The following is a 24656-nucleotide window of genomic DNA, read 5'->3' as shown; positions in this document are numbered from 1 at the left end:
CAGAATCCGTTTGAATGCGCCCGGTCTGGCTGCCAGACTGGCGCGTGACGAGGCGCAATCATACGTGCCGCCCGATCCGTGGAAAAGGTACAGATCGGGCTTTTTCAGCCGCTGAGGTGTGATGATGGAAAAGTTGCAGAAAACCCTGGAAGAATGGCGTGCCATGCTCGACCCCGAGCAGTACAACGTCTGCCGTCTGAGTGCCACCGAGCGTCCGTTTTCGGGCAAATACAACAACACCAAAACCGACGGTGTCTACCACTGTGTCTGCTGCAACGAGCCGCTGTTCGACTCCAAGACCAAATTCGACTCCGGCTGCGGCTGGCCGAGCTTTTACGCGCCGATCGGCGATAGCGCGATGACTGAGATCCGCGACACCAGCCACGGCATGATCCGCACCGAAGTGAAATGCGCGCGCTGTGATGCGCACTTGGGCCACGTGTTCCCGGATGGCCCACCACCGACCGGCCTGCGTTATTGCATCAACTCGGTGTGCCTGAATCTCGAGCCCCGGGAATAACCGAAACAGGCGACATCGCGTCGCCTTTTTATCGGTCAATTAGATTGCACACAATTCAATTGCTCGTTATGTTTGCGCCTTCCTGACCATTGCGGAGCCGACCCATGAGCGACAACCTGCTGAATATCCCGTGCACCACCATCAAGGGTGAGCAAAAGACCTTGGCCGATTTCGCCGGCAAAGCCGTGCTGGTGGTCAATACCGCGAGCAAGTGTGGCTTCACTCCGCAATACAAGGGCCTCGAAGAACTCTGGCAAACCTACAAGGATCAAGGGCTGGTGGTACTGGGTTTCCCGTGCAACCAGTTCGGCAAACAGGAGCCGGGCAATGAGGGCGCCATCAGCGAGTTCTGCGAACTGAATTTCGGCGTCAGCTTCCCGCTGTTCAAGAAGATCGACGTCAACGGCGCCGATGCTCATCCGCTGTTCGTGCAGTTGAAGAAGCGCGCCCCGGGCCTGCTCGGCTCGCAGGGCATCAAGTGGAATTTCACCAAGTTCCTGATCGGCAAGGATGGCCAGTTGGTCAAGCGTTTCGCCCCGACGACCAAGCCGCAGGACCTGAGCGGCGAGATCGAAGCTCTACTGAAATGAGCCTGGCGGTTGATTCGCTGAAGCTCGACAGCCAGTTGTGCTTCAAGCTGTACGCGGCCTCGCGGGCGGTGATTCGCGCCTACAAGCCGATGCTCGATCAGTTGGGCCTGACCTACCCGCAGTACCTGGCGATGCTGGTGCTGTGGGAATGGCAGGATGCTGCGCCGGAGCAACCGACGGTCAAGGCCTTGGGCGAACGTCTGGCGCTGGACTCGGGGACGTTGACTCCTCTGCTCAAGCGTCTGGAGCAGAGCGATCTGGTCCAGCGTCGGCGCTCGGCGCGGGATGAACGCGAGATGCACCTGAGCCTGACGCCTGCCGGAACAGCACTGCGCGAGCAGGTCGGGCCACTCAAGGCGCGCCTGCTCTGCGACAGTGGCGTAGATCTCGACCGGCTCAATGATTTGCGCGCCGGCCTCGATCATTTGCTCGGGCAGATCAAAGGGCTTTAGTAGTCGGCATCCACTGATCAAGCAACGCGGCGAGTTCTTCGCGGCGAAACGGTTTGGCCAGATAGTCGCTCATGCCCGCCGCGCGGCAGCGTTCGCGTTCCTCGGACATGGCATTGGCGGTCAGCGCGACAATCGGCAGACTCGGCCAGCGCCCGCTCTGGCGAATCTGCCGACTGGCTTCATAGCCATCCATCACCGGCATGTTGCAGTCCATCAGCACCAGATCGAAATCGGCAAACTCCAGTTGATCAAGCGCCTCGGCACCATGCCCCGCCACCACTACATCGCAGCCAAGCTTGCCGAGCATGCCTTTGGCGACCAGTTGATTGACCGGGTTGTCCTCGACCAGCAGCACCTTGCCCCGGCGCGCGGACGGCAAGGCATCCGCTTGTGCTTCGCTGAGGGTGGCGGCGTCCGGTTGCAGAATCCGTCGCAGATGCTGGTACAGCGCGTTGCGCGCCAGCGGCCGGGCTTGCTGCTGCAAGGGGGCGAGGGCGGCGGCTTCTTCGCTGGGCAGAAAACTGCCGTAAGCAGTCACCAGCAGAATCGGCGCGGTGATGCTAGGGCGCAGACCGAACAGGCATTCCGGGCAATCGGTGATCAGCACATCCGGACTCAGGCCCAGCAGCGAATCATCAATAGTGCGCTGCGTGTATTCCAGGCCCCACACCGGCAACAGGCTTTTCAGCAATTCCGCCAGGCCACTGCTGGCAGCGGTGATGGCGAGAACCTTGCCGCGTAACGGTATCGGCGGCAGCGCGCGGGTGTGAGAGGGCAGTGGCAGTTCGGCGCAGAACTGGCTGCCGAAGCCGCTTTCGGAGCTGATGGTCAGCCGACCCTGCATCGCCTCGCACAGGTTGTACGTCAGCGCGAGCCCCAGCCCGGTGCCGCCGTACTGACGGGTGATACCGGCGCCGGCCTGGGTGAACGGCTGGAAGATTTTCACCTGCGCTTCCTGGGCGATGCCTATGCCGGTGTCGCAGACTTCGATGCGCACGCCACCCTTGTACGCCGACAGACGCACATCGACCCGACCGAAGCGGGTGAATTTCAGCGCGTTGGACAGCAGGTTGCTGACGATCTGCCGCACCCGGGTCGGGTCGCCCAGCACCAGCGCCGGGAAGTGCGGCTCGATCAGACAGGTCAGCTCGACGCTTGGCGCGGCGTTCTGCGAGAGCAGGTTGGCGGTGTCTTCGATCAGCGAACCGAGGTCGAAGGGGATGTTTTCCAGCTCCAGTTGCCCGGCGTCGAATTTCGACAGGTCGAGAATATCGTTGAGCAGTTCCACCAGCACCTTGCCCGAGTCGTGGGCGATTGACAGTTGTTGCTGCTGCTCGGCGTTGAGCGGGCCATCCAGCGACAGCGCGATCATCCCCAGCAAACCGTTGAGTGGCGTGCGGATCTCATGGCTCATATTGGCCAGAAACGCCGAACGCGCTTCGGCCATGTCCAGCGCAGTGCGGCGGGCCACTTCCAGCTCTTCGTTGGATTGACTGAGGCGGGCGTTGATTGCCTTGAGTTCGGCGGTGCGCGCAGAGACGATGTCTTCCAGTTGCGCGAGGTATTCGGTCAGGCGGTTTTCCGCGGTGCGCCGTTGCTGGATTTCGGTGGCGATGTTCTCGAACTGCTGATTGGCGACTTTGACCAGCACGCCGATCTCATCGTTGCCGTGGCCGGCCGGGCACTCAAGCGTGGTCGGCTCGGCGCTGCGCGGGTCGCGGCCGCTGAGTTCACGGATGACCCGCACCAACGGCTTGGTCAGCATCACGTAGAACAGCGCCAGGAGGATCCCGGTCAGCAGCAGGCTGCGGGCGAAACCGTTGAGCAGTGTGACTTCCGCACGGCGCAGGAAGCGGCTGCCGAAGGCATAAGTGTCGACTTCAAGCTTGAGAACGCCGAGGGATTCGTTGGGCAAGTGGTCGAGATACAGGCGGTCTTCGAAATGACGCTTGGCGCCGAACAGGAAGTCGCTGATCAGCCGATAGCTGCTCTGCAGTTCCGGGCGTTTGACGCTGGCCAGCACGGTATCGTTGTTGTCGATCAGTTGCGCGGCGATGATCGCCGGCGAGCGCAGCAGGCCCAGGGTGAGCTCCTGCGCGAGCTCGGCGTCGATGTTATAGGCGATGCGCGAGGCCGGATTGTGGCTGATTTCCAGCAGCGCGAGGATTTCACGGTTGATGGAAGCGTCTTCGCTGGCATAATCGATGCCGATCTGCAGCAGACTGAGCAGGGTGCCCAGAATGAACCCGACCAGCACGGTAAGCCTGGCTTGCTTGTAAGACAGCCGGTGGGTGAATTTGATATCCATGGGTTGTTGAACCACTTCCGTTTCCCTTCGCTGCTCAAGCATAGTCGATCATGCAGGGATACCGAGGTTCCCGAATCGCCTTGTAACAAGGCTTGCTGAGGCGATTTTATCTGTGTGTCGTCGCTGGATCGTCATCATCACTGTGAAAGTGCCCGAGGAGAAGACGTGGATTCCCGATTGAATGCTTTTCTTGAACGCGCCGAGTCGGTTCTGGCGCGAATCGAACCACTGTTGCCGGCACCGCGCCCCGTCATTGACTGGAACACATGCCTGGCAGCGCGCTGGCAGCGTGACGGTCGCAGCGGTTACCTGTTGCCGCTGGAAGTCAGCCTCGACATGCGTCTGTCCGACCTGATCGGCGTCGACCGGCAGTTGGAGCAGTTGGGGCGCAACACACAACAATTTCTTGATGGCATGCCGGCCAACCACGCCTTGCTCTGGGGTTCACGCGGTACCGGCAAGTCTTCGCTGGTGCGTGCGTTGCTGGCCGAGCACGCCGGTGCCGGCCTGCGTCTGATCGAGATCGAACGCGATCACTTGGCTGACCTGCCACGCGTGTTCGAGCAAGTCGCCAAATTGCCGCAACGATTCGTGCTGTTCTGCGATGACCTGTCGTTCGAATCCGGCGAAGGCGACTACCGCGTGCTGAAAAGCGTGCTCGACGGTTCGCTCGAGCAGGCCCCCGACAATGTCTTGTTGTACGCCACTTCCAACCGCCGCCACCTGGTGCCGGAAAAGGAAAGCGACAACGAAAACTGGAAGCGCGTCGACGGCGAACTGCACCCGAGCGAAGCGGTGGAAGACAAGATCGCCCTGTCCGACCGTTTCGGCCTGTGGCTGTCGTTCTACCCGTTTACCCAGGAACATTTTCTCGACGTCGTCGAGCACTGGATCGGCCAGTTGGCCGCCAAGGCCGGCCTGAGCTGGCAGCGCGACGAAGCACTCGACATCCTCGCCGTGCGCTGGGCCACCGGCCGCGGTAATCGCAACGGACGTTGCGCGTATCAATTCGCCCGCTACTGGGTGGGACTGAAATTGCTGGAGCACAAGGCATGATTGATTTGCAACAAAGCGGCCAGGGCCTCGAAGGCTACGGTATGTTGGCCGCGCAACTGGAATCGCTACTGGCGGACGAACGCGATTTCATCGCCAATGCCGCGCAGTTTTCCGCGTTCCTGTTCAACCAGCTCGATGATTTGAACTGGGCCGGTTTCTACCTCAATCGTAACGAAGAGCTGGTGCTCGGCCCGTTTCAGGGCCAGATCGCTTGCGTGCGCATCCCGTTCGGGCGCGGTGTTTGCGGCGCCGCTGCTGCCAGCCTGCAAACCCAGCGCGTCGAGGATGTACATGCCTTCCCGGGCCACATTGCCTGCGACAGCGCTTCCAACAGCGAACTGGTAGTGCCCTTGGTCAAGGACGGTCGCCTGATCGGCGTGCTCGACCTCGACAGCCCGAAGCTGGCGCGTTTCGGCGCCGAAGATCAGGCCGGCATCGAGCAACTGGCGGCGATTTTCCTGCGCCTGACCGACTGCTGATCAACCGCCGAGGCCAGCCTTGTGCAACAGGCTGGCCGTATCCACGCTGTCGATTTGCGCGGGATCGAGAAACCGCGTTGCGTACTGCATGTACACCCCTTCGTTGATGAACAGGCCGAACAACGGCGCATCGATATGCGCTTCACGGCACATGGTCGCCATGATCCCCAGCGCCTCGCTCAGCGACTTGGCTTTCTTGTAAGGGCGATCGGCGGCGGTCAGCGCTTCGAAAATATCGGCAATCGCCATCATCCTGGCCGGCAGGCTCATCTCCTCGCGTTTCAGCCGTTTCGGATACCCGGTGCCGTCCATTTTTTCGTGATGGCCGCCGGCGATCTCGGCAATGCTGTCCAGGTGACCGGGGAAGGGCAGGTGGCTGAGCATCATGATCGTCTGCACCATGTGATGGTTAATGATGTAGCGCTCTTCGCGGGTCAGCGTGCCGCGGGCGATCTTCAGGTTGTACAACTCGCCGCGGTTGTACTTGTACGCGGGCACATCGAGTTTGAAGCCCCAGGGGTTGTCCTCGGGGATCAGCTCGTTCTTGTCACGTTCGATCAGATGCTCGGGTTTGTCGGCCAGCAGACTTTCACTGACGGGCAGCAGCTGCGCAGGGGTTTTCGCCTGGCGGCGGTTTTCTTCCCATGACACACCGAGGCGATCATCGAGGGTGCGCAGCCATCTGCGTTGCGCCACTCGCTCGAGGCGTTGCAGGTCGGCCTCGGCCATGGCCTCGCCACCGAGATTGCAGCGGGCGACAAAGGCGAAGTCGTCATCGAGCGTCAGCAACTCACTATCACGGGCGCGGGCCAGCGCCGCTTCGTCTGCACCGTTCGCCAGCGTCTGCCAGTAGTTGATCCACACGTCACGCTTGAGCACCTCGAAGCGGGTGCGGATTTCGTGGATGCGGTCGTTGATGGTCTCGAGCTTGGTGGCTTTGTCGACCACGTATTCCGGCGTCGTGACCTTGCCGCAATCGTGCAACCACGCTGCGATGTGCAACGCCTCCCATTCATCCTCGCTCGGTTGGTAAGCGCTGAACGCCGGGTCCTGGCTTGCCGCAGCAGCCTGGGCGAGCATCAACGTCAGTTCCGGCACCCGCTGGCAATGGCCGCCGGTGTAGGGGCTCTTGGCGTCGATCGCGCTGGCCAGCAGTTGGATGAAGGCGTCGAGCAGTTGTTTCTGCCGCGCTTGCAGACGCTGACTTTCGATGCTCACCGCCGCCGCGCCGGACACCGCCTGCAAGAAGGCAATTCGGTCAGGCCGCAGCTTTTCCAGATCACTCGGCTCACCACTGTCATTGACCAGCAGAATCAGCAGGCCGATGGTTTCATCGTGCTGGTTGTGCAGGCGGATGCCGATCAGGTGAATGCGCGGTGATTCCATGGCCAGGAGGATTTTCTGCAAGTCGCCGGCCTGATCGAAGCCCAGATGGCTGACGGTATTGTTGGCGCTGGCCAGTTGCTCGAACCACGCCGGGCCTGTGTTTTTATGCAACTCACGTCCTTGAATGTCGAACGCCTCCAGCTTCTGCGGCACGCCATCAATCACCAGTCCATAAGGTTCCATGCGCGCGCCGTCGGCTTCGCGCAGGTAGATCAGACCGGCCTGCGCCTGAGCGATCTGTACGGTTTCGAACAGCACGCGTTCGAGCAGCGGGGCAAACCGGGTTTCGGCGCACAGGCTGTCGGTGATGCGGAAGAAACTGCCCAGGGTTTCTTTCATCCGCGCCATCGACAGGCTTAATTGATCGACTTCCAGTACGGGCGAGCGGCGCGCCAGCGGAGAACTGAAGTCGAAGCTGCGGATCGCGTCGGCTTCCTTGACCAGGGCATGCAGCGGCTTGACCAGAATCCGCGAAATCACCCAGCCTAATGGCAGGCACAGCAACAGGATGGCGAGGGTGATCAGCGCGCCTTGCCAGCGCATGCGGAACGCATCCACCAGTAATTCGTCTTCCGGCACCAGCAGCGCCAGTTGCAGGCCTTTCGGCCCGCCTTCCTCGATGCTGGTGCGCGCGACGATCCATTGCCGGTCGTTTACTTGCAGACGCTTGCCGATATTGTCGGAGCTGAGCAGCGCGTTCAGCTCAGGGCTGAGATCGGCCGCTCTGGCCAGACGCGCAGTGCGGTCATCGACGATCAGGCGATGGCTGTCGGGGTAAGCTACGGCGTTGCCGTCAATGTCGTACAGCGCGATCTCTGTCGAGGGCGTGACCCGGTGCTTGCCCAGGGCGGTCGACAGCGAAGCGAGGGTCAGGTCGGCGCCGATCACCGCGTTCTCGCCGCTGCGCCGGGCCAGCGTGGTGCCGACATTGTGGGTCGAGAAAAATACATAGGGCTCGGTGGTGATTTGCCCGGCCTGTTGCAGGGCGTCGCTGAACCAGGTCCGGCTGCGCGGATCGTACGGCTCTTGGGGATGCTCGCGGCGGTTGATCGGTGTCAGGGCCTGATCAAAGAACAATGATTGCGAGCGTATGGCGCCTTGTGGAGCATGCTCGATGCTCCAGACTTGATAGGCCGCCGCTTCCGGCGCCTGAAGCTGCGCCTTCAGAGCCGGAGTACGCAGCGCGCGCACCATGAAGAAATCGCCATTGGCGTAACCCAGATACAGCGACGCCAGCGCCGGGTTGTCGGTGAGCGACTGGCTGAAGGGTTTGAGCAAGGGCAGGCGTTGTTCCAGATCACTAGCCTGGGCTGCCGGGGTATCCGCCAGCAGGCTTAACAGGTTGCGGATCGGCTGATAGGTTGCCTGCAGATCGAGGCGTACATCCTGCTCGATGCGGTCAAACAGCTTTTCGCTGCTCGACAGGATGATCTGCGTGGTCTGGTGGTAATTGAACAGGCCCAGCACCACGCCGGTGAGCAATAAAAGAAAGGTGAACATGACGCTGATGTGCACGTGCAGCGGCAACCGGCGTTGCTCGGGGCGCAGTGGGCTGTGCATTGCAGGCTCTCCATGAATGTTTAACTCACTGCTCAGCGTCCAAGCATAGTTAAGACTCGCTCACTGTGCCTTGATCGGCCAGGGACAATTGTTGTTGCAGGGCCTGCGCCAGTTCGAGCATCGCTTGGCTGGTTGCCGCCCAGCGACGGGCAATCTCCTGTGACGCGAGCGCTTGCTGGCAGGCGTCCTCGAGCTCATCGCAACATTCGATCAACCGCGAGGCCTGCGCGATGCGTGCTGCGCCCTTGATCTTGTGCGCAACCACTGCCAGCGCTTCGCGATCATCCTCGGGCGACAGCCTCAGCAGTTCTTCGCGGTCGAGACGGCTGCTCTTGAGCAGTTCCACCAGCATGCGCCGGGTTTGCCCGGGGTTGTTGCCGGTCAGCAGGCTCAGACTTTGCAGGTCGAAGACCGAGGCCGGTGAAGCCGGCGTGATGCCGTCGATCCACTGTCCGAGCAGGGTCAGGCTCAACGGCTTGAACAGGCAGTCGTCCATGCCGGCGAGCTTGCAGCGCTGGACTTCTTCGGGCTGGGCATTGGCGGTGAAACCCAGCACGGTGCACGGCGGGCGGTGGTTTTGCAGTTCAAGCTGGCGAATCCCACGGGTCATGTCATAGCCGTTCATCAAGGGCATGTTGCAGTCGACGATCACCAGATCGAAATGATCGGCCTTCCACCGCTCGAGGCCGCTGCAGCCATCTTCGGCAATGCTGAAGCGATGACCGAGAAACTCCAGTTGCTGACACATGAGCAAACGGTTGGCCGGATGGTCGTCGACAACCAGGACATGTAACGGCGTTGTCGCAGGCTTGATCAACGGTTCGCTTTTCGGCGGATTCGCCTTTGCCGGCAGGCTGTCCAGCGGCAGCGATATGCAAACCTGAGTGCCGATGCCGGGCTGGCTGCTCAACTGCAGTTGTCCGCCCATCATTTCGCACAGGTTGCGACTGATGACCAGCCCGAGTCCGGCGCCGTTTTTTGCCTGCCTACTGCCGTTATCCGCCTGCGAGAAAGGTTCGAACAAGCGCTGTTGATCTTCGGCGCTGATGCCTGAGCCGCTGTCCTGCACGGTCAGCTGCATCAATGTTCGCCCAGCAGCGTCTGCCGGGATCAGGTCGAGGGTGATCCGCACGTGGCCGCTTTCGGTGAACTTGATGGCATTGCTGACCAGGTTGGACAGCACTTGCTTGAAGCGCAGCGGATCCAGGTGCACATCCACAGCCGGGTTCGGCGGGTTGAAGACGACTTGCAAGGCAAGGTTTTTCTGCCGCGCTAGGCCGTCGAAGATGCGCGCAACGGAGGTCACCGTGTCGACCAGATTGATCCACTCCGGGGACAGGCTCAGGCGCCCGGATTCGATACGGGCAATGTCGAGAATATCGCCGATCAGCCCGAGCAGATCCTTGGCCGAATGGTAGGCCGTGTCGATCGAAGCGCGATCGGGGTGTTGCGGATCGATGCGTCGCAGGGTCAGTTCGAGCATGCCGATCACGGCGTTCATCGGTGTACGGATCTCGTGGCTCATGGTTGCCAGGAAGGTACTTTTGGCCCGGTTCGCCTCGTCTGCCTGTTCTTTGGCCGCACGCAGTTTTTCAAACAATTGGCGGCGTTCACTGATATCGATCCAGCCGCCAATGATGCCCTGAACGGCACCGCTGGAGTCGCGGTAGGGAAGTATCCAGTGGTAAATCGTCAGGCGGCGGCTGCCGATGTGCAGAGGCCGGTCGAGTATCAAGGGAATGCCTTCGGCAATGACTCTCTGGTAATCGGCCTGGAACGCCTCGGCCTCGAACGCATTGCTCAGAGTGCCTTGCACGACGCCTTTGCCGATGATGTCCTCGCGTCTGGCGTTGAACGCTTCGAGATAACTGTCGTTGCAACTTTGCAGCAGACCCTGGCGATCTCGCACGTAGATCGGGTGTGGTGTGCCGTTGACCAGCGAGCGCATGAACTCCAGTTGATCGTTCAGCGCGCGTTCGGCGGCCTGACGTTGCTTGATCTGGTGGCGCATGTAGGCGTTCCAGGTCAGTAACAGCAGCAGGATCAGGCCGGCGGCCGCGACTACTTGATAGAACAGGCGCTGATAGTTTTGCCAGATGTTCTGGGAGGCGGTGGAGTAACCGCGCCAGCGACCGTTGATCACGCCGAGCTCCTCGGGAGCGATGCTCAGCAGCGCCTTGTTGATGATCGAGGCCAGTTCGGTGTTGTCACGGGCGGTCGCCAGCGAGAAGGCTGCCTGACTGGTGCCGATCGTGGTGGTGATTTGCAGTGGCCGATCGAATATGCGCGATGAGATGAAATAGTTGGCGATTACCAGCGAGTTCACCGCGCCGTCGACGTGATTGTCGGCCAGCATCGACACGGCGCTGAAGGTGTCGGGGGTTTCGATCAGTTCGATGCCCGGAAAATTCTCATGCAAGTAGGCGACCAGCGGATTGCCTTGGGCGATCGCCAGACGCTTGCCTTTGAGTTGGGCCAGGTTGGTCGGGCTGTCGGCGCTTTTGCGGGTCAGCAGCACGTAGGAATTTTCCAGATAGGGACGACTGAAACTCAGGTTTTTTTCACGTTCGGCGCTGGGCAGCAGGGCGGCAATCAGATCGGCTTTGTGATTGTCGATCTGCCTGATCATTTCCGCATCGTTACGGCTGCGCTGGATTTCGAAACGCAGGCCGGTACGCAAGCGGATCAGCTCGAGCAGGTCGGCACTGATGCCGCGGAAATTGCCGGCGCTGTCGAAGAAGGTCAACGGTGCGTACGCCTCATTGACCACTACGCTGACGACGGGATGCTGCTTGAGCCAGTTCTCCTCACGATCCGTCAGCTGGAGTTTACTGTCGGTGAGCAGCAGGTCGCTGCCGGCGCTCCAGCGTTTGGCGATGTCATCGCGCTGGCTGCGCGGGATCGCTGCTAGCACGGTGTCGATGATGCCCAGCAACTGCGGATTGCTGCGCCGCACGGCGAAGCTGAAGCCATGGGCTTCCTGCTTGCCGAAGTTGGCCATGCGGACGTTATTGAGATAGCCCTTGTTGATCATGTAATGGGTGGAGAGGGTGTCGCCGAGAAACACATCGGCCTGGTCGAAGGCCACCGCGTTGATTGCGTTCTGATAGGACGGATAGCAGGTGATCAGCGCTTTGGGATACAGCGCCTTGATCTCCGGCAGCGGCAAATAGTGATACACCATGCTCAGGCGCAGGCCGGCGAGGCCTTCGGTTAGCGAGCGGGTTTCATCTTCGCGGGTCACCAGTACCGGCTGATCGACCGCGTAAGGTGTGGAGAGCGCGAGGTTGGCATTGCCTGCTTCGTAGCCGTTGGCTGTGCCAAGCAGGTCGATCTGGCCATCGATCAAGGCGCGAATGGCAGCCTCGCGCGAGGGAAAGCGTTGCACGCGAATCGGCAAACCGGTGGCCTGACCGAGAATCCCTGCGTAATCGGCGGTCAGTCCCTCGTAGTCCTGGCCACTGACGGTCATGTCGAATGGCGGGTAATCAGGTGCGGAGGTACCCAGTTTCAGTTCGCTGCGAGTCTGTAGCCATTGCCGTTGTGACGATTGCAGGACAATCCCGACAGCCTCGGTTGCCGAGCGGCTGAGCAACGCATAGTCGGGTGAGGGGCTTGGCGAGGCGAAGGCATTGGCGCTCAGATACAGAACGGCGCTCAAGGTGATCAGGTAGTCCTTCAGACGGCTGGGCATGTGGGGTCTCACACGAGTGCGTTGCGTTTGGCCATCTCGATAAGTTCTACAAGGGATCTGGCTTTGAGTTTTTGCATCAGACGCTTTTTATAAGTGCTGACGGTCTTGTTGCTCAGAAACATGCCCTTGGCAATTTCCTTGTTGGTGCGTCCTTGTGCAAATAACTGCAATACCATCAGCTCGCGATCATTAACGGATTTGAATAGTTCAAGTTCTGCATATCGAGTGTCATCGCTGCGCACCGGATTAAGTGCCTGACTGGGGAAGTAGTTGTAACCGGAAAGTACCGCTTTGATTGCGCTGACCAATTCGCTCAAGTCTTCCTGCTTGCAGACATATCCCGATGCACCGGATTGCATGCAGCGGATACCGAACAGCGTAGGACACTGCGCCGTCAGAATCAGAATCTTGAAATTGGAACCCATGGTGTTGAAGCGGGCCAGTACTTCGAGGCCGTCCAGCTTGGGAATGCTGATATCGAGAATGACCAGGTCGGGCATGCATTCACGGACCATCTGCATGGCATCGACACCGTTATCGGTCTCACCGACGACCTTGTAGCCTTCATGTTCCAGGAGCATTCGCACGGCGAGGCGGATGACCGGATGATCGTCCACAATAAAAACGGAGTTCATAAATAGAGTCCCATGCAAGCATGAATAAAGCGCGCACCTTAGCTCAGATGCATGAGCACTCGCATGGACTGGTAGTGTCGCGACTACGTTATCGGATTAATCCTACGCGTAATGAAGAAATGGACTACGTTGAAATTAGGATTGGCGTAAGGAAGCACGAGAGTTCAATTCGCCGAAGATGGAAATTATCCGAGAGCCAATATTGATCTCCAATTATTTACTGGTGTTTAAAGTTGTGTTTAACAAGTGCGGTTCGTTTTGTTTGGTTGCCTGGGTCAGCGCGATCCAGTCTTACCAGTTTAAAGAACGCGTATAACGTTCGTGGCGATAACTCACCGGGCATCAGCCGGCCAGACCAATGGCCGGCTGATGGGGACGATCAATGACTTGAGCGGCCGGTCATTTCCAGTGCCATGTCACTGGCGTAACTGTCGGTCATGCCGGCGATGAAATCGATCATGCGCAGAAACGAACTGTGCAGCGAACCTTGAGGGTCCGGCGCATTGTTGCCGAGCAAATCGAGAATACGCCGGCTCTTGAACGACGGCGTGCGGCCGTTGTGCTGCTCCAGCGCGGCACCGCAGAACGAATTGAGCAGAATCTCCAGCGTGGTATACGCGCCGATCTCATGCAGCGTCTTGCGCTTGTCCTGGAAGATCTTCTTGCGCGCGATGTCCTTGGCGTTCAACACGCAGCGCTTTGCCGGCCCGTGCATGTGTTCGACCAGATCGCCGTGCAGTGTGCCGGCGAGCAGGGCATCCTGCTGTTCGACAAATGCCCGCGCCGCCGCGTTGGTCAGGTGCTCGATGGCCTTGCCGCGCAGGATCGCCAGTTTACGCCGCCGGGAATCCTGCGGGCCGAGCTGGCGATAGGTTTCCGGCAAATCGTCGCCGACCAGACCGAGCAGCAGTGACTCGACTTCGGCGTATTCGAGCAGCTCCATTTCCAGACCGTCTTCGAGATCGATCAGCGCGTAGCAGATGTCATCGGCAGCCTCCATCAAGTACACCAATGGATGGCGTGCCCAGCGCTGGTCTTCGATTTGCGGCAGACCGAGTTTGTGCGCGATCTGTTCGAGCAATGGCAGCTCGCTTTGGTAGCAGCCGAATTTGTGTTTCTTGTAGCCGAGGGAGTCGGCGTGGCGCGCGGTCCACGGATACTTCAGGTAGGTGCCCAGCGTCGCGTAGGTCAGGCGTGTGCCGCCGTCGAACTGGTGATATTCCAGCTGCGTCAGCACGCGAAAGCCTTGAGCATTGCCTTCGAAATTGAGGAAATCACCACGCTCGGCCTCGCTCATGCCATCGAGCCAGCCACGTCCGGCGGCTTGTTGAAACCAGTGGCGAATCGCGTCTTCGCCGGAATGGCCAAACGGCGGATTGCCGATGTCATGGGCCAGGCAGGCCGACTGCACGACCATGCCGAGGTCGGCCGGGTCGCACCAGTCTGGCAGCGCGCTGCGCAAGGTTTCACCGACACGCATGCCCAGCGAGCGGCCGACGCAGCTGACTTCCAGCGAGTGGGTCAGGCGGGTATGAATGTGATCGTTGCTGGTGACCGGGTGCACTTGGGTCTTGCGCCCGAGGCGGCGAAAGGCACCGGAGAAAATGATGCGGTCATGGTCTTTGTGAAAAGGGCTGCGGCCGAGTTCTTGGGGGCTGTGCAGCGGCTTGCCGAGGCGTTCGCGGTTGAGCAGGGTTGGCCAATCCAAGGCTGAATCTCTCCGTCTGGTGACTGATCGCCCTAGCTTCCCGGTTCGGCTGCGCGCCTGCAAGCGGAACTACAGGCCTGCTGCGTCGATATCGATCAACAGCAAGCGTTCACCGTTATCGAAAAACTGCCCCGCAGTCAGGCAATACTGGTTGCTGGTGGCATCGCGATAGGTGTTCGACAGGGTCAGGCGGCGTTCTTCCCAGCCTTCGGCCAGCAGATGATAGAAATACGGTCGCCACGACCAGTTGTGCCCCAGATAGCGGTCATCGGCAAACCAGCCGTCATGGCGCCATTCGAGGTTGGGAGTCAGTTGCGTGCCGTGGCGGTCGCACTGATAAAAGCGCAGCAGCCAGGGAAACGCCTGCAATTGCGGCAACGCACTGAGCGGGGCGCGGGCCTGCGCCCATTGCTGCAGAATCGCCATCAGTTCGCTGAGCTGCTGACGCATTTGCATCAGCCGCCCGCGCTCGCTGAGTTTCTGCTTCACGTAGCGTTGCCGCAATTGCGCGAAATGCGCGACGAAGGCATCGGTAGCGAAGAATTCTTCTTGTGCCCGGGCGAAGAGAAATCCCTGCACATAGCGCGAGCCGCACTCCAGCGCGAAATTCAGCTGCGCTTCGGTTTCGACGCCTTCGGCGATGATCCAGCAGCCGGTTTTCTCGGCCATCTGGGCGAGAGCCTTTACCACATCGCTGCTCGGTCCGCCGAGGGCTGCAGCCTGAAACAGGCGCATATCGAGCTTGAGAATGTCCGGTTGCAGGGCCAGCACCCGATCCAGCTGCGAATAGCCTGCGCCGAAATCATCAATGGCGATTCTCGCCCCTGCGTCACGGTAGCGCCCGACCACGTGGGCCAGGCGTTCGCTGTTACCACCCAGTTCGGTGATTTCAAATACGATGCGCTGCGGATCAACCTCGTGTCGCGCCAGTTGTTTGAGACTTGGCAGCGCTTGATCGGCGCGCAGGCGGCTGATCCAGCGTGGTGACATGTTCAGGCTGAGAAACCACTCGGCCGGCGCTTCATGCAGGCGGCTGAGGGCGTGATCACGGATTTGCCGGTCGAGACGGCGCAAGGCAGTGGCCGGCGTGCGCGGATCGGCGAACAACGGTCCGACCGAGGTCAGTTGACCATCGCTCTGACGCAGGCGGCCCAATGCTTCGACGCCTGCAATGCGGCCGGTGGCGGTATCGATGAAAGGCTGAAAACAGGCGAGCGGTTGCCCGTCGATCACGGCAAGTCCTTAATCTTGTTTTTGGTTTGGCCGCGCTTGCCGGATAGGCACGCGGGATGGAATCTTCCGATTAGGAGATTCATCCCGGCGCTATTGCAAGAATGTAGCCAGAAGGGCGCTTCAGCGTTTGCCCGAGCTGTGCATGACCAGTCTGATCAGCGGCCCAAGCGTCGTGCCCAGACGCAGCAGTCGCGTCAAACCGCCACCACCGCTGCGTTTCGAGCCTTTGCCGGTGAGGAAACCCAGCAGCGTCACCGCTGCCACGCCCCACAACGGCGCATGCTTGATGCCGAAACCATCCTGCACGTTCTGCTTCATGCCACGCATGCGCTGCAACGGTTGCAGCACTTGCGCGGTTTCGTGGCGGATTTCCTGACGGTGCATTTCCATGCGCAGACGGATCAGCGCCTTGCGCATTTCCCGGCGCGAGCTGTTGTGCGGAAGTTCAGGCAGGCTCATGGCAGCAGGCGCTCCCGGTCGTTGGCCAGCTCTTCGAGCGTGCCGTGGAAAGGCGAGGACTCATCGAAAATCGCCGCTTTGAGGCGCAGACCGCAGAAGATCGACGCCAGCGTGTAAAACACGCACAGGCCGATGATCGCCGCCAGGCGGTAGGTGTCCCAGAAGATGATCATCACCAGCGTCGACAGACCTACCAGCAACAGCAGGGCAAAAACCAGCGCCAGGCCTGCGAACAGCAGCAGGCTGACAGTGCGTGATTTCTGCTCCTGCAGTTCGATGCCGAACAGTTCGACATGACTGTGCAGCAGGCCCAGAACGGCAGCGCCGAGGCGACGCGTAGAGGAGGCGGTGCCCGCAGTCGGGCCGGATTCACCGATCGACATGATCAGCGCCGAGTTGCCAGCAGGCCGATCAGAAAGCCGACGCCGGCAGCGATGCCCACCGACTGCCATGGGTTGGCCGACACATAGTCTTCAGTAGCGGTTACGGCCGCCTGACCGCGCTCACGCAGGGTGTCTTCGGTCACCTTCAGGGTTTCCCGGGCACGCAGCAGGCTGTCATGAATCTGGGCACGCAGCTCATCGGCCTGATCACCCGCGAGGGTCTTGGTGTGTTCGAGCAAGCGTTCGGTGTCGGCGACCAGAGTCTGGAAGTCGTTCATCAGGATTTCTTGAGCAGTCTTTGCCTTGATGCTGGCCATGGGTGGATCTCCGTAGGTGGCTTTGAAGCGTTCGAGTATGAGCCTTGCGCGAAGGTTCAGTGCAAATGCCTGGTACAACTTTTGCTGTGTCGTGGTGCGTCGCTCGGTATATGTGCGCTGTTGCCGGGCGTCCCAGCAGAAAAACTCTAATTAATTTACTAGCAGTTCGTGATCGGACATCGATAAATGCGCCAAATCAGTTCATCAACCCTGCCGTTGGATATTTGATGAGTCGTAATTTGGTGCATGAAATGCACACATGAACCGCTTTGGTGCCTTTTAGCCTTGGGTCTGCCTTCTCATGGAAAATCTGCAAAGCGCTGTGGACACGCTGGTTCACAGCTCCAACACGTTGTTCATTCTGATCGGTGCGGTGATGGTACTGGCGATGCACGCCGGTTTCGCCTTTCTGGAGGTCGGCACGGTCCGGCAGAAGAACCAGGTCAACGCGCTGGCGAAAATCCTCAGCGACTTCGCCGTGTCGACCCTGGCCTATTTCTTTATAGGCTATTGGATCTCCTATGGCGTCACCTTCATGCAACCGGCGGCGGTGCTCACGGCTGACCATGGCTATGGACTGGTGAAGTTTTTCTTTCTGCTGACCTTCGCTGCCGCGATCCCGGCGATCATTTCCGGCGGCATTGCCGAACGCGCGCGGTTTGTCCCGCAGTTGTGCGCGACGGCGCTGATCGTGGCGTTTATCTATCCGTTCTTCGAAGGGCTGATCTGGAACGGCAACTTCGGTTTGCAAGGCTGGCTGGCGGCGCAGTTTGGCGCGGCATTCCATGATTTCGCCGGCTCGGTGGTGGTGCATGCCGTGGGCGGTTGGCTGGCGTTGGCCGCTGTTCTGCTGCTCGGCCCGCGCAATGGTCGCTACCGCGATGGGCGCCTGGTCGCGTTCGCGCCGTCGAGCATTCCGTTTCTCGCACTGGGCTCGTGGATCCTGATTGTCGGCTGGTTCGGCTTCAACGTGATGAGCGCGCAGACGCTGCAAGGCGTCAGTGGCCTGGTCGCGGTCAACTCGCTGATGGCCATGGTCGGCGGTACCGTCGCGGCGTTGATCGTTGGGCGCAACGACCCTGGCTTTCTGCACAACGGCCCGCTGGCCGGGCTGGTGGCGATTTGCGCCGGATCCGACCTGATGCATCCGCTCGGTGCGCTGGTGACGGGCGCGATTGCCGGCGCCTTGTTTGTCTGGTGCTTTACCGCTGCGCAAGTCAAATGGCGTATCGATGATGTCTTGGGTGTCTGGCCGTTGCATGGTTTGTGTGGCGTGTGGGGCGGGATTGCCTGCGGCATCTTCGGTCAGTCTGCGCTGGGTGGCCTGGGCGGCGTCAGCCTGATCAGCCAGTTGATCGGCACTGCGCTTGGCGTCGCGGTGGCGCTGGTCGGCGGCTTCGTCGTCTACGGCGCGATCAAGGCATTGCATGGGCTGCGCCTGAGTCAGGAACAAGAGTATTACGGCGCCGACCTGTCGCTGCACAAGATCGGCGCGGTGAGTCAGGACTAGATTTCCTCATCATTGGCTCCGGGATAGAAACCGTGGAGCAGGCGATAGCGATCGATACGCACTTGATCGACCTTCTCCTGCACTTTGTGCGCGGGCAGGCCAAGCATGATCAGCGCGTGTGAAGCGAGCATCAGGCTTGACTCCAGAAGCTCCGGCACCACCTCGGTGGCGCCGGCGGCTCTGAGTTCCGCCGATTGGCTGTCGTCACGGGTGCGTACCAGAATCGGCACCTGTCGGTTGAGTCGCCGGGCTTCGCGCAGAATGCGCAACGCCACGTCACTTTGATCCACGGCAATCACCAGCAGCCTGGCGCGCAACAGGCCAACCGCAGTAAGCAGATCGCCACGCGCCGAGTCGCCGTAATGCACGTCGCTTTCCGCGGATGCGGCTTCCTGCACCCGCACCGGATCGTTGTCCAGCGCAACATAGGCTTGCCCCGCATTGCCCATGAAGCGGCCGATGGACTGGCCGACGCGACCGTAGCCGCAGATCACCACGTGCTGGTCGAGGTCGGCGTTGAGCGCGCTGATCTGTTCGATCTGCGCTTCCTGATTGGGCTTGCGGTGCAGCACGGCGGCGATGCGCGGCGCCGCACGCAACAGCAGTGGCGTGAGCAGCATCGAACAGAACGTCGCCGCAAGCAGCAGTGCACCCGGCTCGGCCGGCAACAGGCTGTTCTGCTGCATCTGCGCCATCAAGGCAAAACAGAATTCGCCACCCTGGGCCAGGGCGAGGCCGCTGCGCCATGCGGTTTCGCTGTCGCTGCCGCGCCACTTCACCAGCAGCGCGACCACGATGCCTTTGATCAGCATCAGGCCGAGCGTCAGGCCGATGATCAACAGGCTGTGACTGACGAACAATTGCAGGTCGATGAGCATGCCGATGCTGACGAAGAACACGCCGAGCAGAATGTCGCGAAAGGGCCGGATGTCAGCTTCGATCTGGTGCCGGTAATGGCTTTCCCCGAGCAACATGCCGGCAAGGAAAGCGCCGAGTGCAGGCGACAGCCCCAACAAGTGCGTGAGCCAGGCAGTCAGCAGCACGATCACCAGCGCCAGCAGGACGAATAGCTCCGCAGAGCGCGAGGCCGCCACTTCATGAAACAGCCGTGGCAATAACCAGCGACTGGCGAGCAGCAGGCCGAAGAACAGCACCAAGGTCTTGCCCAGGGTCAGCGGCAAGGCCCAATACCAGGCCTGCTCGCTGGTGCCGGCGAACACCGGAACCAGTGTCAGCAGCAATACCGCAACAACGTCCTGAAACAGCAGCACGCCGACCGCGTTCTGGCCGTGGCTGCTGAACACTTCACCAAGGCTGCCCAGCTCCTTGGTCACGATCGCCGTGGATGACAGCGATAAACCGGCACCGAGCAACAGCGCCGGCATCAGCGGCATACCCAGGCCCATCAACAGTGTGCCGAGCAGCGCTGCGCTGATCAGCACTTGCTGACTGCCGAGGCGAAACACCACCTGGCGCAGCGCAATCATCTTCGACAGGGAGAACTCCAGGCCTAGCGAAAACAGCAGAAACACCACGCCCAGCTCGGCGACATCCGGCAGATGTTCGCTCTCGTTGACCCAGTCGAATGCGTTCGGCCCGACCAGTAATCCCACGCACAGGTAACCCAGTACCGGCGGCAGTCGCAGGCGCCGGAACAGGGCAATCACCACCAGGGATGAGGCGAGGATGATCAACAGATTTGCAAACACGGGACACTCCGCTGTCAGGGCGTTGGCCTCTGAAGCGTAGAGGCAAAAAGTCCGCGAGGATGACGCATTTGCAATTTGCGCTGAATGATTTGCGTCAGGATTTTGCGCCGGGAGCGCTGGGTCCTTTGAGCGGCGCTGGGTCGACGAGGGTTTAGTGGCGTCCTAGAATGGGCTCACTTGTTTTCCGGTAATGCCGTCATGCCTCCTGAATGTCAGCTGTTCGGCACCCTCGGGTGTCACCTGTGTGAAGTCGCCGAAGCCGAGCTGATGCCCTTCGTCGAGCATGGTCTGCTGGTTGAACTGGTGGACATTGCCGAAGACGAATCGTGGTTCGAAAAATACAGCTTGCGCATCCCGGTACTGCGGCGCGTTGACACTGGCGCGGAGCTGGATTGGCCGTTCAGTGGCGATGAAATCGCGGCGTTTTTACGATGATGGGGTTTACTACCGTTCTTCCGCTGGTCGCAGCGATACATCCTTGCGTTGGCGCTCGCTGACTTCTTCGGTTACTGTATGTCCATACAGCAATCGAGTCAGAGGGATGAACCGTGGTCAATGTCGAACAGTTGAAGAGCAGCGTTAACCGGATGTCGGTCGACGTGGTGCGCGAGGCCGTCCTCGAATTGCGCCTGGACGGGCTGGTCACGGAAGGCAAGACGCCGTTCAACAAGCTGCATTTCAACACCTGCTTTGCCGAGATCGAAGCCCTGTTCCAGCGCGCCGGTTATCACAAGCAGCTGGATGTGGTCGGTTATCAGGGCCTGCTGTATGCCTTGTACGATCCGGGTCGCTGGGAGGCGGTCGATGTCTTGCGCTGGCTGAAGGAGTTCACCGAAGCGGCGGCCCTCAAGTCGATTCCGGCCTGATGAAACTGCGCTAGGTGGCTTTGCCTCACTGTTGGATAATGCCGGCCTGCATTGAGGATTTCTGTTTCGTATGACCAGCCCCGTATTTTCCGCTGCGCACAATCAGGCCAGCACCTTGTATTTGCCGCCCGGTCCTTGGCTGACAGTGCTCGATTGCCTGTGCGAGCACTTCAGTGCCATCGGCCGCGAGCAATGGCTTGACCGGATTGCTCGCGGGCGGGTGCTGGATGCGCAGGGCCAGCCGATTGCGCTGGACTTGCCGTACAAGGAAGGTCTGCGCATTCACTACTTTCGCGAAGTGCCGGACGAGAAGCCGATCCCGGTGCTCGAGTCGATTCTCTACGCTGACGAACATCTGGTAGTGGCCGACAAACCTCATTTTCTGCCAGTCACCCCGGCCGGGGAATATGTCGAACAAACCCTGCTGCGCCGGCTGATCCGTCGGCTGGACAATCCGCATCTGGTGCCGCTGCACCGCATCGACCGGCACACGGCAGGTTTGGTGATCTTCTCGGCCAACCCGCAAACCCGCTCGGCCTATCAGTCGTTGTTCCCGACGCGGCAGATCGACAAGCGCTATGAAGCGATCGCCCCGGCGTTGCCCGAGCTGAATTTCCCGTTGGTGCACAAGAGCCGGTTGGTCGATGGCGAGCCGTTCTTCCGCATGCAAGAAGGGCCTGGCGCCAGCAACACCGAAACGGCAGTGGAGGTGCGTGAGAAAAATGGTGATCTGTGGCGCTATGGCCTGTATCCCGTGACGGGCAAGAAGCATCAGTTGCGGGTGCACATGACGGCGCTGGGAGCGAGTATTTGCAACGACCCGTTTTATCCGACGGTGTTGAAAGATGTCGAGGACGACTACGCCAACCCGTTGAAGCTGCTTGCGCAAGGCCTGCGCTTCATTGACCCGGTGACCGGGGAATTGCGGGAGTTCGAGAGTCGAATCACCTTGCAGTGGTAATGCTGAAACTGCTTTCCGAGCGCCCATGAAAAAGCCCGCATGACAATGCGGGCTTTTCTGTATCCGGTAACGACGCGGAGCCTTACAGCTCTTTAACGGTACGAACCTGATCCTTGTTGATGCGGGTCTCTTTGCCGTCCAGCTGCTGGAACTCGTAGAAGCCCGAATCATCATCGTATTTCGGGGTGTCGACGGCCTGGATTTCGCGACCGTCATTCAAGGTGATCACTGTCGGCGAGGAGCAACCGGCGAGGGTTGCCAGGCCCAGTGCGAGCATGAAAGTGGCGAGGGTCCGTTGAGTCATGAGTGTGTCTCCGAATGGGAAATCTTCTGGTTACTGAGCTTGAGACGTAAACAAGGCGTGAGAGTTCCTTGGATAGTGTCAGTCTGACACAGTGTTGTGCAGATGTAACAATTCGGGGGTGTTGAGGTTGGCCAGTCGCGGGTCGTTGTCAGGGCATTGCAATGCGACGGCGCCGAGACTGCGCATCACCCTGCCCGGGCTGCGCTCGCCTGCATTCCAGGCTGCTTCGAACGCTGGCAACAGCGCCACCGGAATCACGCACAACAGCGGTTCCCAGTGCTCGCCGTGGCGCAGCATTAAAGGTTTTTCACGTTGCAGATCGGCAGTGGTCAGCATGGCTTCCAGCAACGCCGTGTCGATTCGCGGCACATCGCATGGCAACACCAGCAAATGCGCATGGCGCGCCGCTTTCAGTCCAGCACGAATACCGGCCAGCGGCCCGGGGAAATCGCCTTCATCATCCATTACCAACTGATCGGCAAACCCGGCATAACGCTCGCGATTGCGGTTGCACGAGATGATCAGATCGTCGGTCAGCGGCCGTACCTTGCGCTGGAGATGCGCGATCAACGGCTCGCCCAGCCACTCGATGAGGCCCTTGTCCTGACCGCCCATGCGTTGACCGCGTCCACCGGCCAGAAGCAGGACGGAGCAGGGTGGCAACGGCTTGTTCGAGGGCATGACGACTCTCCAGAGGGGCGGCGGAAAAATGAGCCGCTGTGATATAACACCGGGCTGTTTCCCCTACAACTGGAAGAGCCTATGAAAGCCAAGGCTGATGTACCTTTCGTGCCGCTCAATATTGCGGTGCTGACTGTCAGCGACACCCGAACCCTGGAAACCGATACCTCCGGCCAGGTCTTCGTCGATCGCTTGATCGCGGCCGGTCACGCGCTGGCCGAGCGTGTTTTGCTTAAAGATGATCTCTACAAAATTCGCGCGCAAGTCGCCAATTGGATTGCCGACGATGTGGTCCAGGTTGTGCTGATCACCGGCGGCACTGGCTTTACCGGGCGTGACAGCACACCGGAAGCGGTGGCATGCCTGCTCGACAAACAGGTCGACGGATTCGGCGAACTGTTCCGCCAGATCTCCGTGGCCGATATCGGCACTTCGACCGTGCAGTCCCGGGCCTTGGCTGGTCTGGCCAACGGCACGCTGGTGTGCTGCCTGCCGGGTTCGACCAATGCAGTGCGCACCGGCTGGGACGGCATTCTCGCTGAGCAACTGGACGCCCGTCATCGTCCGTGCAACTTCGTCACCCACCTGAAGCAGGCGGCGCCGTGTGAATCCCGTGGGTAAGCCGGGCAAGACCGGCAGTCTGCTGCCTGTCGAAACGGCGCTCGAGCGTTTGCTGGCCATGGCCGATGCGTCGCGCATTGTCGAGCGCGAATACTTGCCGCTGTCTCAAGTCGAAGGGCGGGTGCTGGCTGAAGATCTGATCTCGACGCTGGATCTGCCGCCGTGGCCGAACAGCGCCATGGACGGCTACGCCTTGAACCTGGCTGATTGGCAGGGCGAGCCGCTGCCGGTCAGTCAAAAGGTGTTTGCCGGGCAATCTCCGCAGTCGTTGGAACCAGGTACCTGCGCACGCATCTTTACCGGGGCGCCGTTACCGGCGGGCGCTGACTGTGTCGAGATGCAGGAAAACGCCGAAGTTCAGGCCGACTGCCGAGTGCGCTTTCTTGAGCCTTTGAAGGCCGGGCAGAACATTCGTCCGCAGGGCCAGGAAACCACGGTCGGTGAATTGGTGCTGCAAGCTGGCACCCGGCTCGGACCGATTGAGCAGGGCCTGGCTGCTTCGCTTGGCTGTGCCGGGGTTAACGTCGTGCGCAAGCCGCGGGTGGCGGTTCTGTCCACTGGGGACGAGCTGGTTGAACCCGGTCAGGCATTGGGTCCGGGCCAGATCTACAACAGCAATCGCGTACTTCTGTGCAGCTGGTTGCAGCGTCTGGGCTGCGAAGTGATCGATGGCGGAATTCTTCCGGACGATCTACCCGCGACGCGGGCGCGGCTGGGCGAACTGCAAAATGTCGATCTGATTCTGTCTACTGGCGGTGTCTCGGTCGGTGAAGCGGATTTTCTCGGCATTGCCTTGCGAGAGGAAGGCGAACTGGCCTTGTGGAAGCTGGCCATCAAGCCTGGAAAACCGTTGACGTTCGGCCATTTCCGCAACGTGCCGGTGATTGGCCTGCCCGGCAATCCCGCCTCTACGCTGGTGACGTTCGCCTTGCTGACGCGGCCCTATTTATTGCGACGCCTGGGTGTGCAAGATGTCGAGCCGCTCAAGTTTGCAGTGCCAGCAGGCTTTGTCTGGCCGGTGGCCGGCAACCGTCGTGAATATCTGCGCGGGCGCTTGGAACAGGGGCGGGCGATCATTTACCGCAACCAGAGTTCGGGTGTGCTGCGTAGCGCGGCGTGGGCCGACGGATTGGTGGAAGTCCGAGAAGGCCGCACGCTGAGCGAGGGTGATGCAGTGAGCTTCATTCCCCTCAGTGACCTTCTGGGGTAGAGCATCTCGCCCAT

General features: G+C 60.4%; 23 protein-coding genes. 11 read left to right on the top strand and 12 right to left on the bottom strand.

Features of this window, described 5'->3' with window-relative positions; translation table 11 throughout:
* Positions 1 to 124: 124 nt before the first annotated feature.
* The 3 genes from msrB to AB4N73_RS13305 all read left to right on the top strand — a co-directional run bounded on the left by msrB (position 125) and on the right by AB4N73_RS13305 (position 1562).
* The gene (gene msrB / locus AB4N73_RS13315) at positions 125 to 520 is read left to right on the top strand and encodes a peptide-methionine (R)-S-oxide reductase MsrB (protein WP_041478500.1); all 396 of its coding nucleotides are present in this window, start codon (positions 125 to 127) and stop codon (positions 518 to 520) included.
* 104 nt (positions 521 to 624) lie between these two features.
* Positions 625 to 1110 carry a glutathione peroxidase gene (locus tag AB4N73_RS13310; RefSeq protein ID WP_016770854.1) on the top strand — a complete coding sequence of 162 codons (486 nt, stop codon included), beginning with the start codon at positions 625 to 627 and terminating at the stop codon, positions 1108 to 1110.
* Positions 1107 to 1562 (top strand): MarR family winged helix-turn-helix transcriptional regulator, encoded by a 456-nt coding sequence (locus AB4N73_RS13305; RefSeq protein WP_056788501.1) that lies wholly within the window; start codon positions 1107 to 1109, stop codon positions 1560 to 1562. Before AB4N73_RS13310 ends, AB4N73_RS13305 begins: the two co-directional genes overlap by 4 nt.
* On the opposite strand, the gene AB4N73_RS13300 is transcribed toward AB4N73_RS13305, so the two are convergent.
* Positions 1549 to 3870: a hybrid sensor histidine kinase/response regulator gene (locus AB4N73_RS13300; protein ID WP_423662682.1), complete on the bottom strand. Its 2322-nt coding sequence runs from the start codon at positions 3868 to 3870 to the stop codon at positions 1549 to 1551. The genes AB4N73_RS13305 and AB4N73_RS13300 overlap by 14 nt on opposite strands.
* 165 nt (positions 3871 to 4035) lie before the next feature.
* Between AB4N73_RS13300 and AB4N73_RS13295 the strand changes: the two genes are divergently transcribed.
* A complete protein-coding gene (locus AB4N73_RS13295; RefSeq protein WP_460143569.1) occupies positions 4036 to 4926 on the top strand; it encodes an ATP-binding protein in 891 nt (296 codons plus the stop codon).
* A complete protein-coding gene (locus AB4N73_RS13290; RefSeq protein ID WP_016770850.1) occupies positions 4923 to 5405 on the top strand; it encodes a GAF domain-containing protein in 483 nt (160 codons plus the stop codon). Before AB4N73_RS13295 ends, AB4N73_RS13290 begins: the two co-directional genes overlap by 4 nt.
* Here AB4N73_RS13290 and AB4N73_RS13285 read toward each other — a convergent pair whose 3' ends face one another.
* From AB4N73_RS13285 to AB4N73_RS13250, 8 genes are all read right to left on the bottom strand, one after another.
* Positions 5406 to 8351: an HD domain-containing phosphohydrolase gene (locus tag AB4N73_RS13285; protein ID WP_460143568.1), complete on the bottom strand. Its 2946-nt coding sequence runs from the start codon at positions 8349 to 8351 to the stop codon at positions 5406 to 5408.
* Positions 8352 to 8400: 49 nt separating this feature from the next.
* Positions 8401 to 12045, bottom strand: coding sequence for a transporter substrate-binding domain-containing protein (locus AB4N73_RS13280; RefSeq protein ID WP_150637775.1), 3645 nt, complete (start codon positions 12043 to 12045; stop codon positions 8401 to 8403).
* Between the two features lie 8 nt (positions 12046 to 12053).
* On the bottom strand, positions 12054 to 12680 hold the full coding sequence (locus AB4N73_RS13275; protein WP_041478434.1) for a response regulator transcription factor: 627 nt from the start codon (positions 12678 to 12680) through the stop codon (positions 12054 to 12056).
* 379 nt (positions 12681 to 13059) lie between these two features.
* Entirely contained in the window at positions 13060 to 14388 is a 1329-nt protein-coding gene (locus tag AB4N73_RS13270) for a deoxyguanosinetriphosphate triphosphohydrolase (RefSeq protein WP_016770846.1), read from the bottom strand.
* Positions 14389 to 14457: 69 nt separating this feature from the next.
* Positions 14458 to 15621 (bottom strand): EAL domain-containing protein, encoded by a 1164-nt coding sequence (locus AB4N73_RS13265; RefSeq protein ID WP_041478435.1) that lies wholly within the window; start codon positions 15619 to 15621, stop codon positions 14458 to 14460.
* A gap of 120 nt (positions 15622 to 15741) precedes the next feature.
* Positions 15742 to 16080 (bottom strand): hypothetical protein, encoded by a 339-nt coding sequence (locus tag AB4N73_RS13260; protein ID WP_041478436.1) that lies wholly within the window; start codon positions 16078 to 16080, stop codon positions 15742 to 15744.
* Positions 16077 to 16463 (bottom strand): phage holin family protein, encoded by a 387-nt coding sequence (locus tag AB4N73_RS13255; RefSeq protein WP_008079909.1) that lies wholly within the window; start codon positions 16461 to 16463, stop codon positions 16077 to 16079. Before AB4N73_RS13255 ends, AB4N73_RS13260 begins: the two co-directional genes overlap by 4 nt.
* A gap of 2 nt (positions 16464 to 16465) precedes the next feature.
* Complete coding sequence (locus AB4N73_RS13250; RefSeq protein WP_016770842.1) at positions 16466 to 16780, bottom strand: ElaB/YgaM/YqjD family protein; 315 nt, start codon at positions 16778 to 16780, stop codon at positions 16466 to 16468.
* A 301-nt stretch (positions 16781 to 17081) separates the two neighbouring features.
* On the opposite strand from AB4N73_RS13250, the gene AB4N73_RS13245 reads away from it, so the two are divergent.
* Entirely contained in the window at positions 17082 to 18290 is a 1209-nt protein-coding gene (locus AB4N73_RS13245) for an ammonium transporter (RefSeq protein WP_460143567.1), read from the top strand.
* Here AB4N73_RS13245 and AB4N73_RS13240 read toward each other — a convergent pair.
* Positions 18287 to 19999 carry a cation:proton antiporter gene (locus AB4N73_RS13240; protein WP_041478439.1) on the bottom strand — a complete coding sequence of 571 codons (1713 nt, stop codon included), beginning with the start codon at positions 19997 to 19999 and terminating at the stop codon, positions 18287 to 18289. The two genes, AB4N73_RS13245 and AB4N73_RS13240, sit on opposite strands and share 4 nt — an antisense overlap.
* A 198-nt stretch (positions 20000 to 20197) precedes the next feature.
* On the opposite strand from AB4N73_RS13240, the gene AB4N73_RS13235 reads away from it, so the two are divergent.
* The 3 genes from AB4N73_RS13235 (at position 20198) to AB4N73_RS13225 (ending at position 21826) form a co-directional block, all read left to right on the top strand.
* Positions 20198 to 20434 (top strand): glutaredoxin family protein, encoded by a 237-nt coding sequence (locus AB4N73_RS13235; protein WP_016770838.1) that lies wholly within the window; start codon positions 20198 to 20200, stop codon positions 20432 to 20434.
* Between the two features lie 113 nt (positions 20435 to 20547).
* Positions 20548 to 20865, top strand: a complete 318-nt coding sequence (locus AB4N73_RS13230; RefSeq protein WP_016770837.1) for a hypothetical protein — start codon at positions 20548 to 20550, stop codon at positions 20863 to 20865.
* 70 nt (positions 20866 to 20935) lie between these two features.
* Positions 20936 to 21826, top strand: a complete 891-nt coding sequence (locus tag AB4N73_RS13225; RefSeq protein ID WP_460062255.1) for a pseudouridine synthase — start codon at positions 20936 to 20938, stop codon at positions 21824 to 21826.
* An 82-nt stretch (positions 21827 to 21908) separates the two neighbouring features.
* Here AB4N73_RS13225 and AB4N73_RS13220 read toward each other — a convergent pair whose 3' ends face one another.
* Both AB4N73_RS13220 and mobA read right to left on the bottom strand, forming a co-directional pair.
* A complete protein-coding gene (locus tag AB4N73_RS13220; protein WP_016770600.1) occupies positions 21909 to 22130 on the bottom strand; it encodes a YgdI/YgdR family lipoprotein in 222 nt (73 codons plus the stop codon).
* A gap of 78 nt (positions 22131 to 22208) precedes the next feature.
* Positions 22209 to 22811 (bottom strand): molybdenum cofactor guanylyltransferase MobA, encoded by a 603-nt coding sequence (gene mobA, locus AB4N73_RS13215; protein WP_056788518.1) that lies wholly within the window; start codon positions 22809 to 22811, stop codon positions 22209 to 22211.
* 81 nt (positions 22812 to 22892) lie between these two features.
* On the opposite strand from mobA, the gene moaB reads away from it, so the two are divergent.
* Positions 22893 to 23432, top strand: coding sequence for a molybdenum cofactor biosynthesis protein B (gene moaB / locus AB4N73_RS13210; RefSeq protein WP_016770598.1), 540 nt, complete (start codon positions 22893 to 22895; stop codon positions 23430 to 23432).
* Positions 23416 to 24642, top strand: a complete 1227-nt coding sequence (locus tag AB4N73_RS13205) for a molybdopterin molybdotransferase MoeA (RefSeq protein WP_460143566.1) — start codon at positions 23416 to 23418, stop codon at positions 24640 to 24642. The genes moaB and AB4N73_RS13205 overlap by 17 nt, the downstream gene beginning before the upstream one ends.
* The last annotated feature ends 14 nt before the right edge of the window (positions 24643 to 24656 follow it).

The organism is Pseudomonas sp. S3_B08, assembly GCF_054667725.1.
The sequence above is the reverse complement of the archived record's forward strand: the minus strand, read 5'-3'. Positions and strand labels throughout refer to the sequence as shown.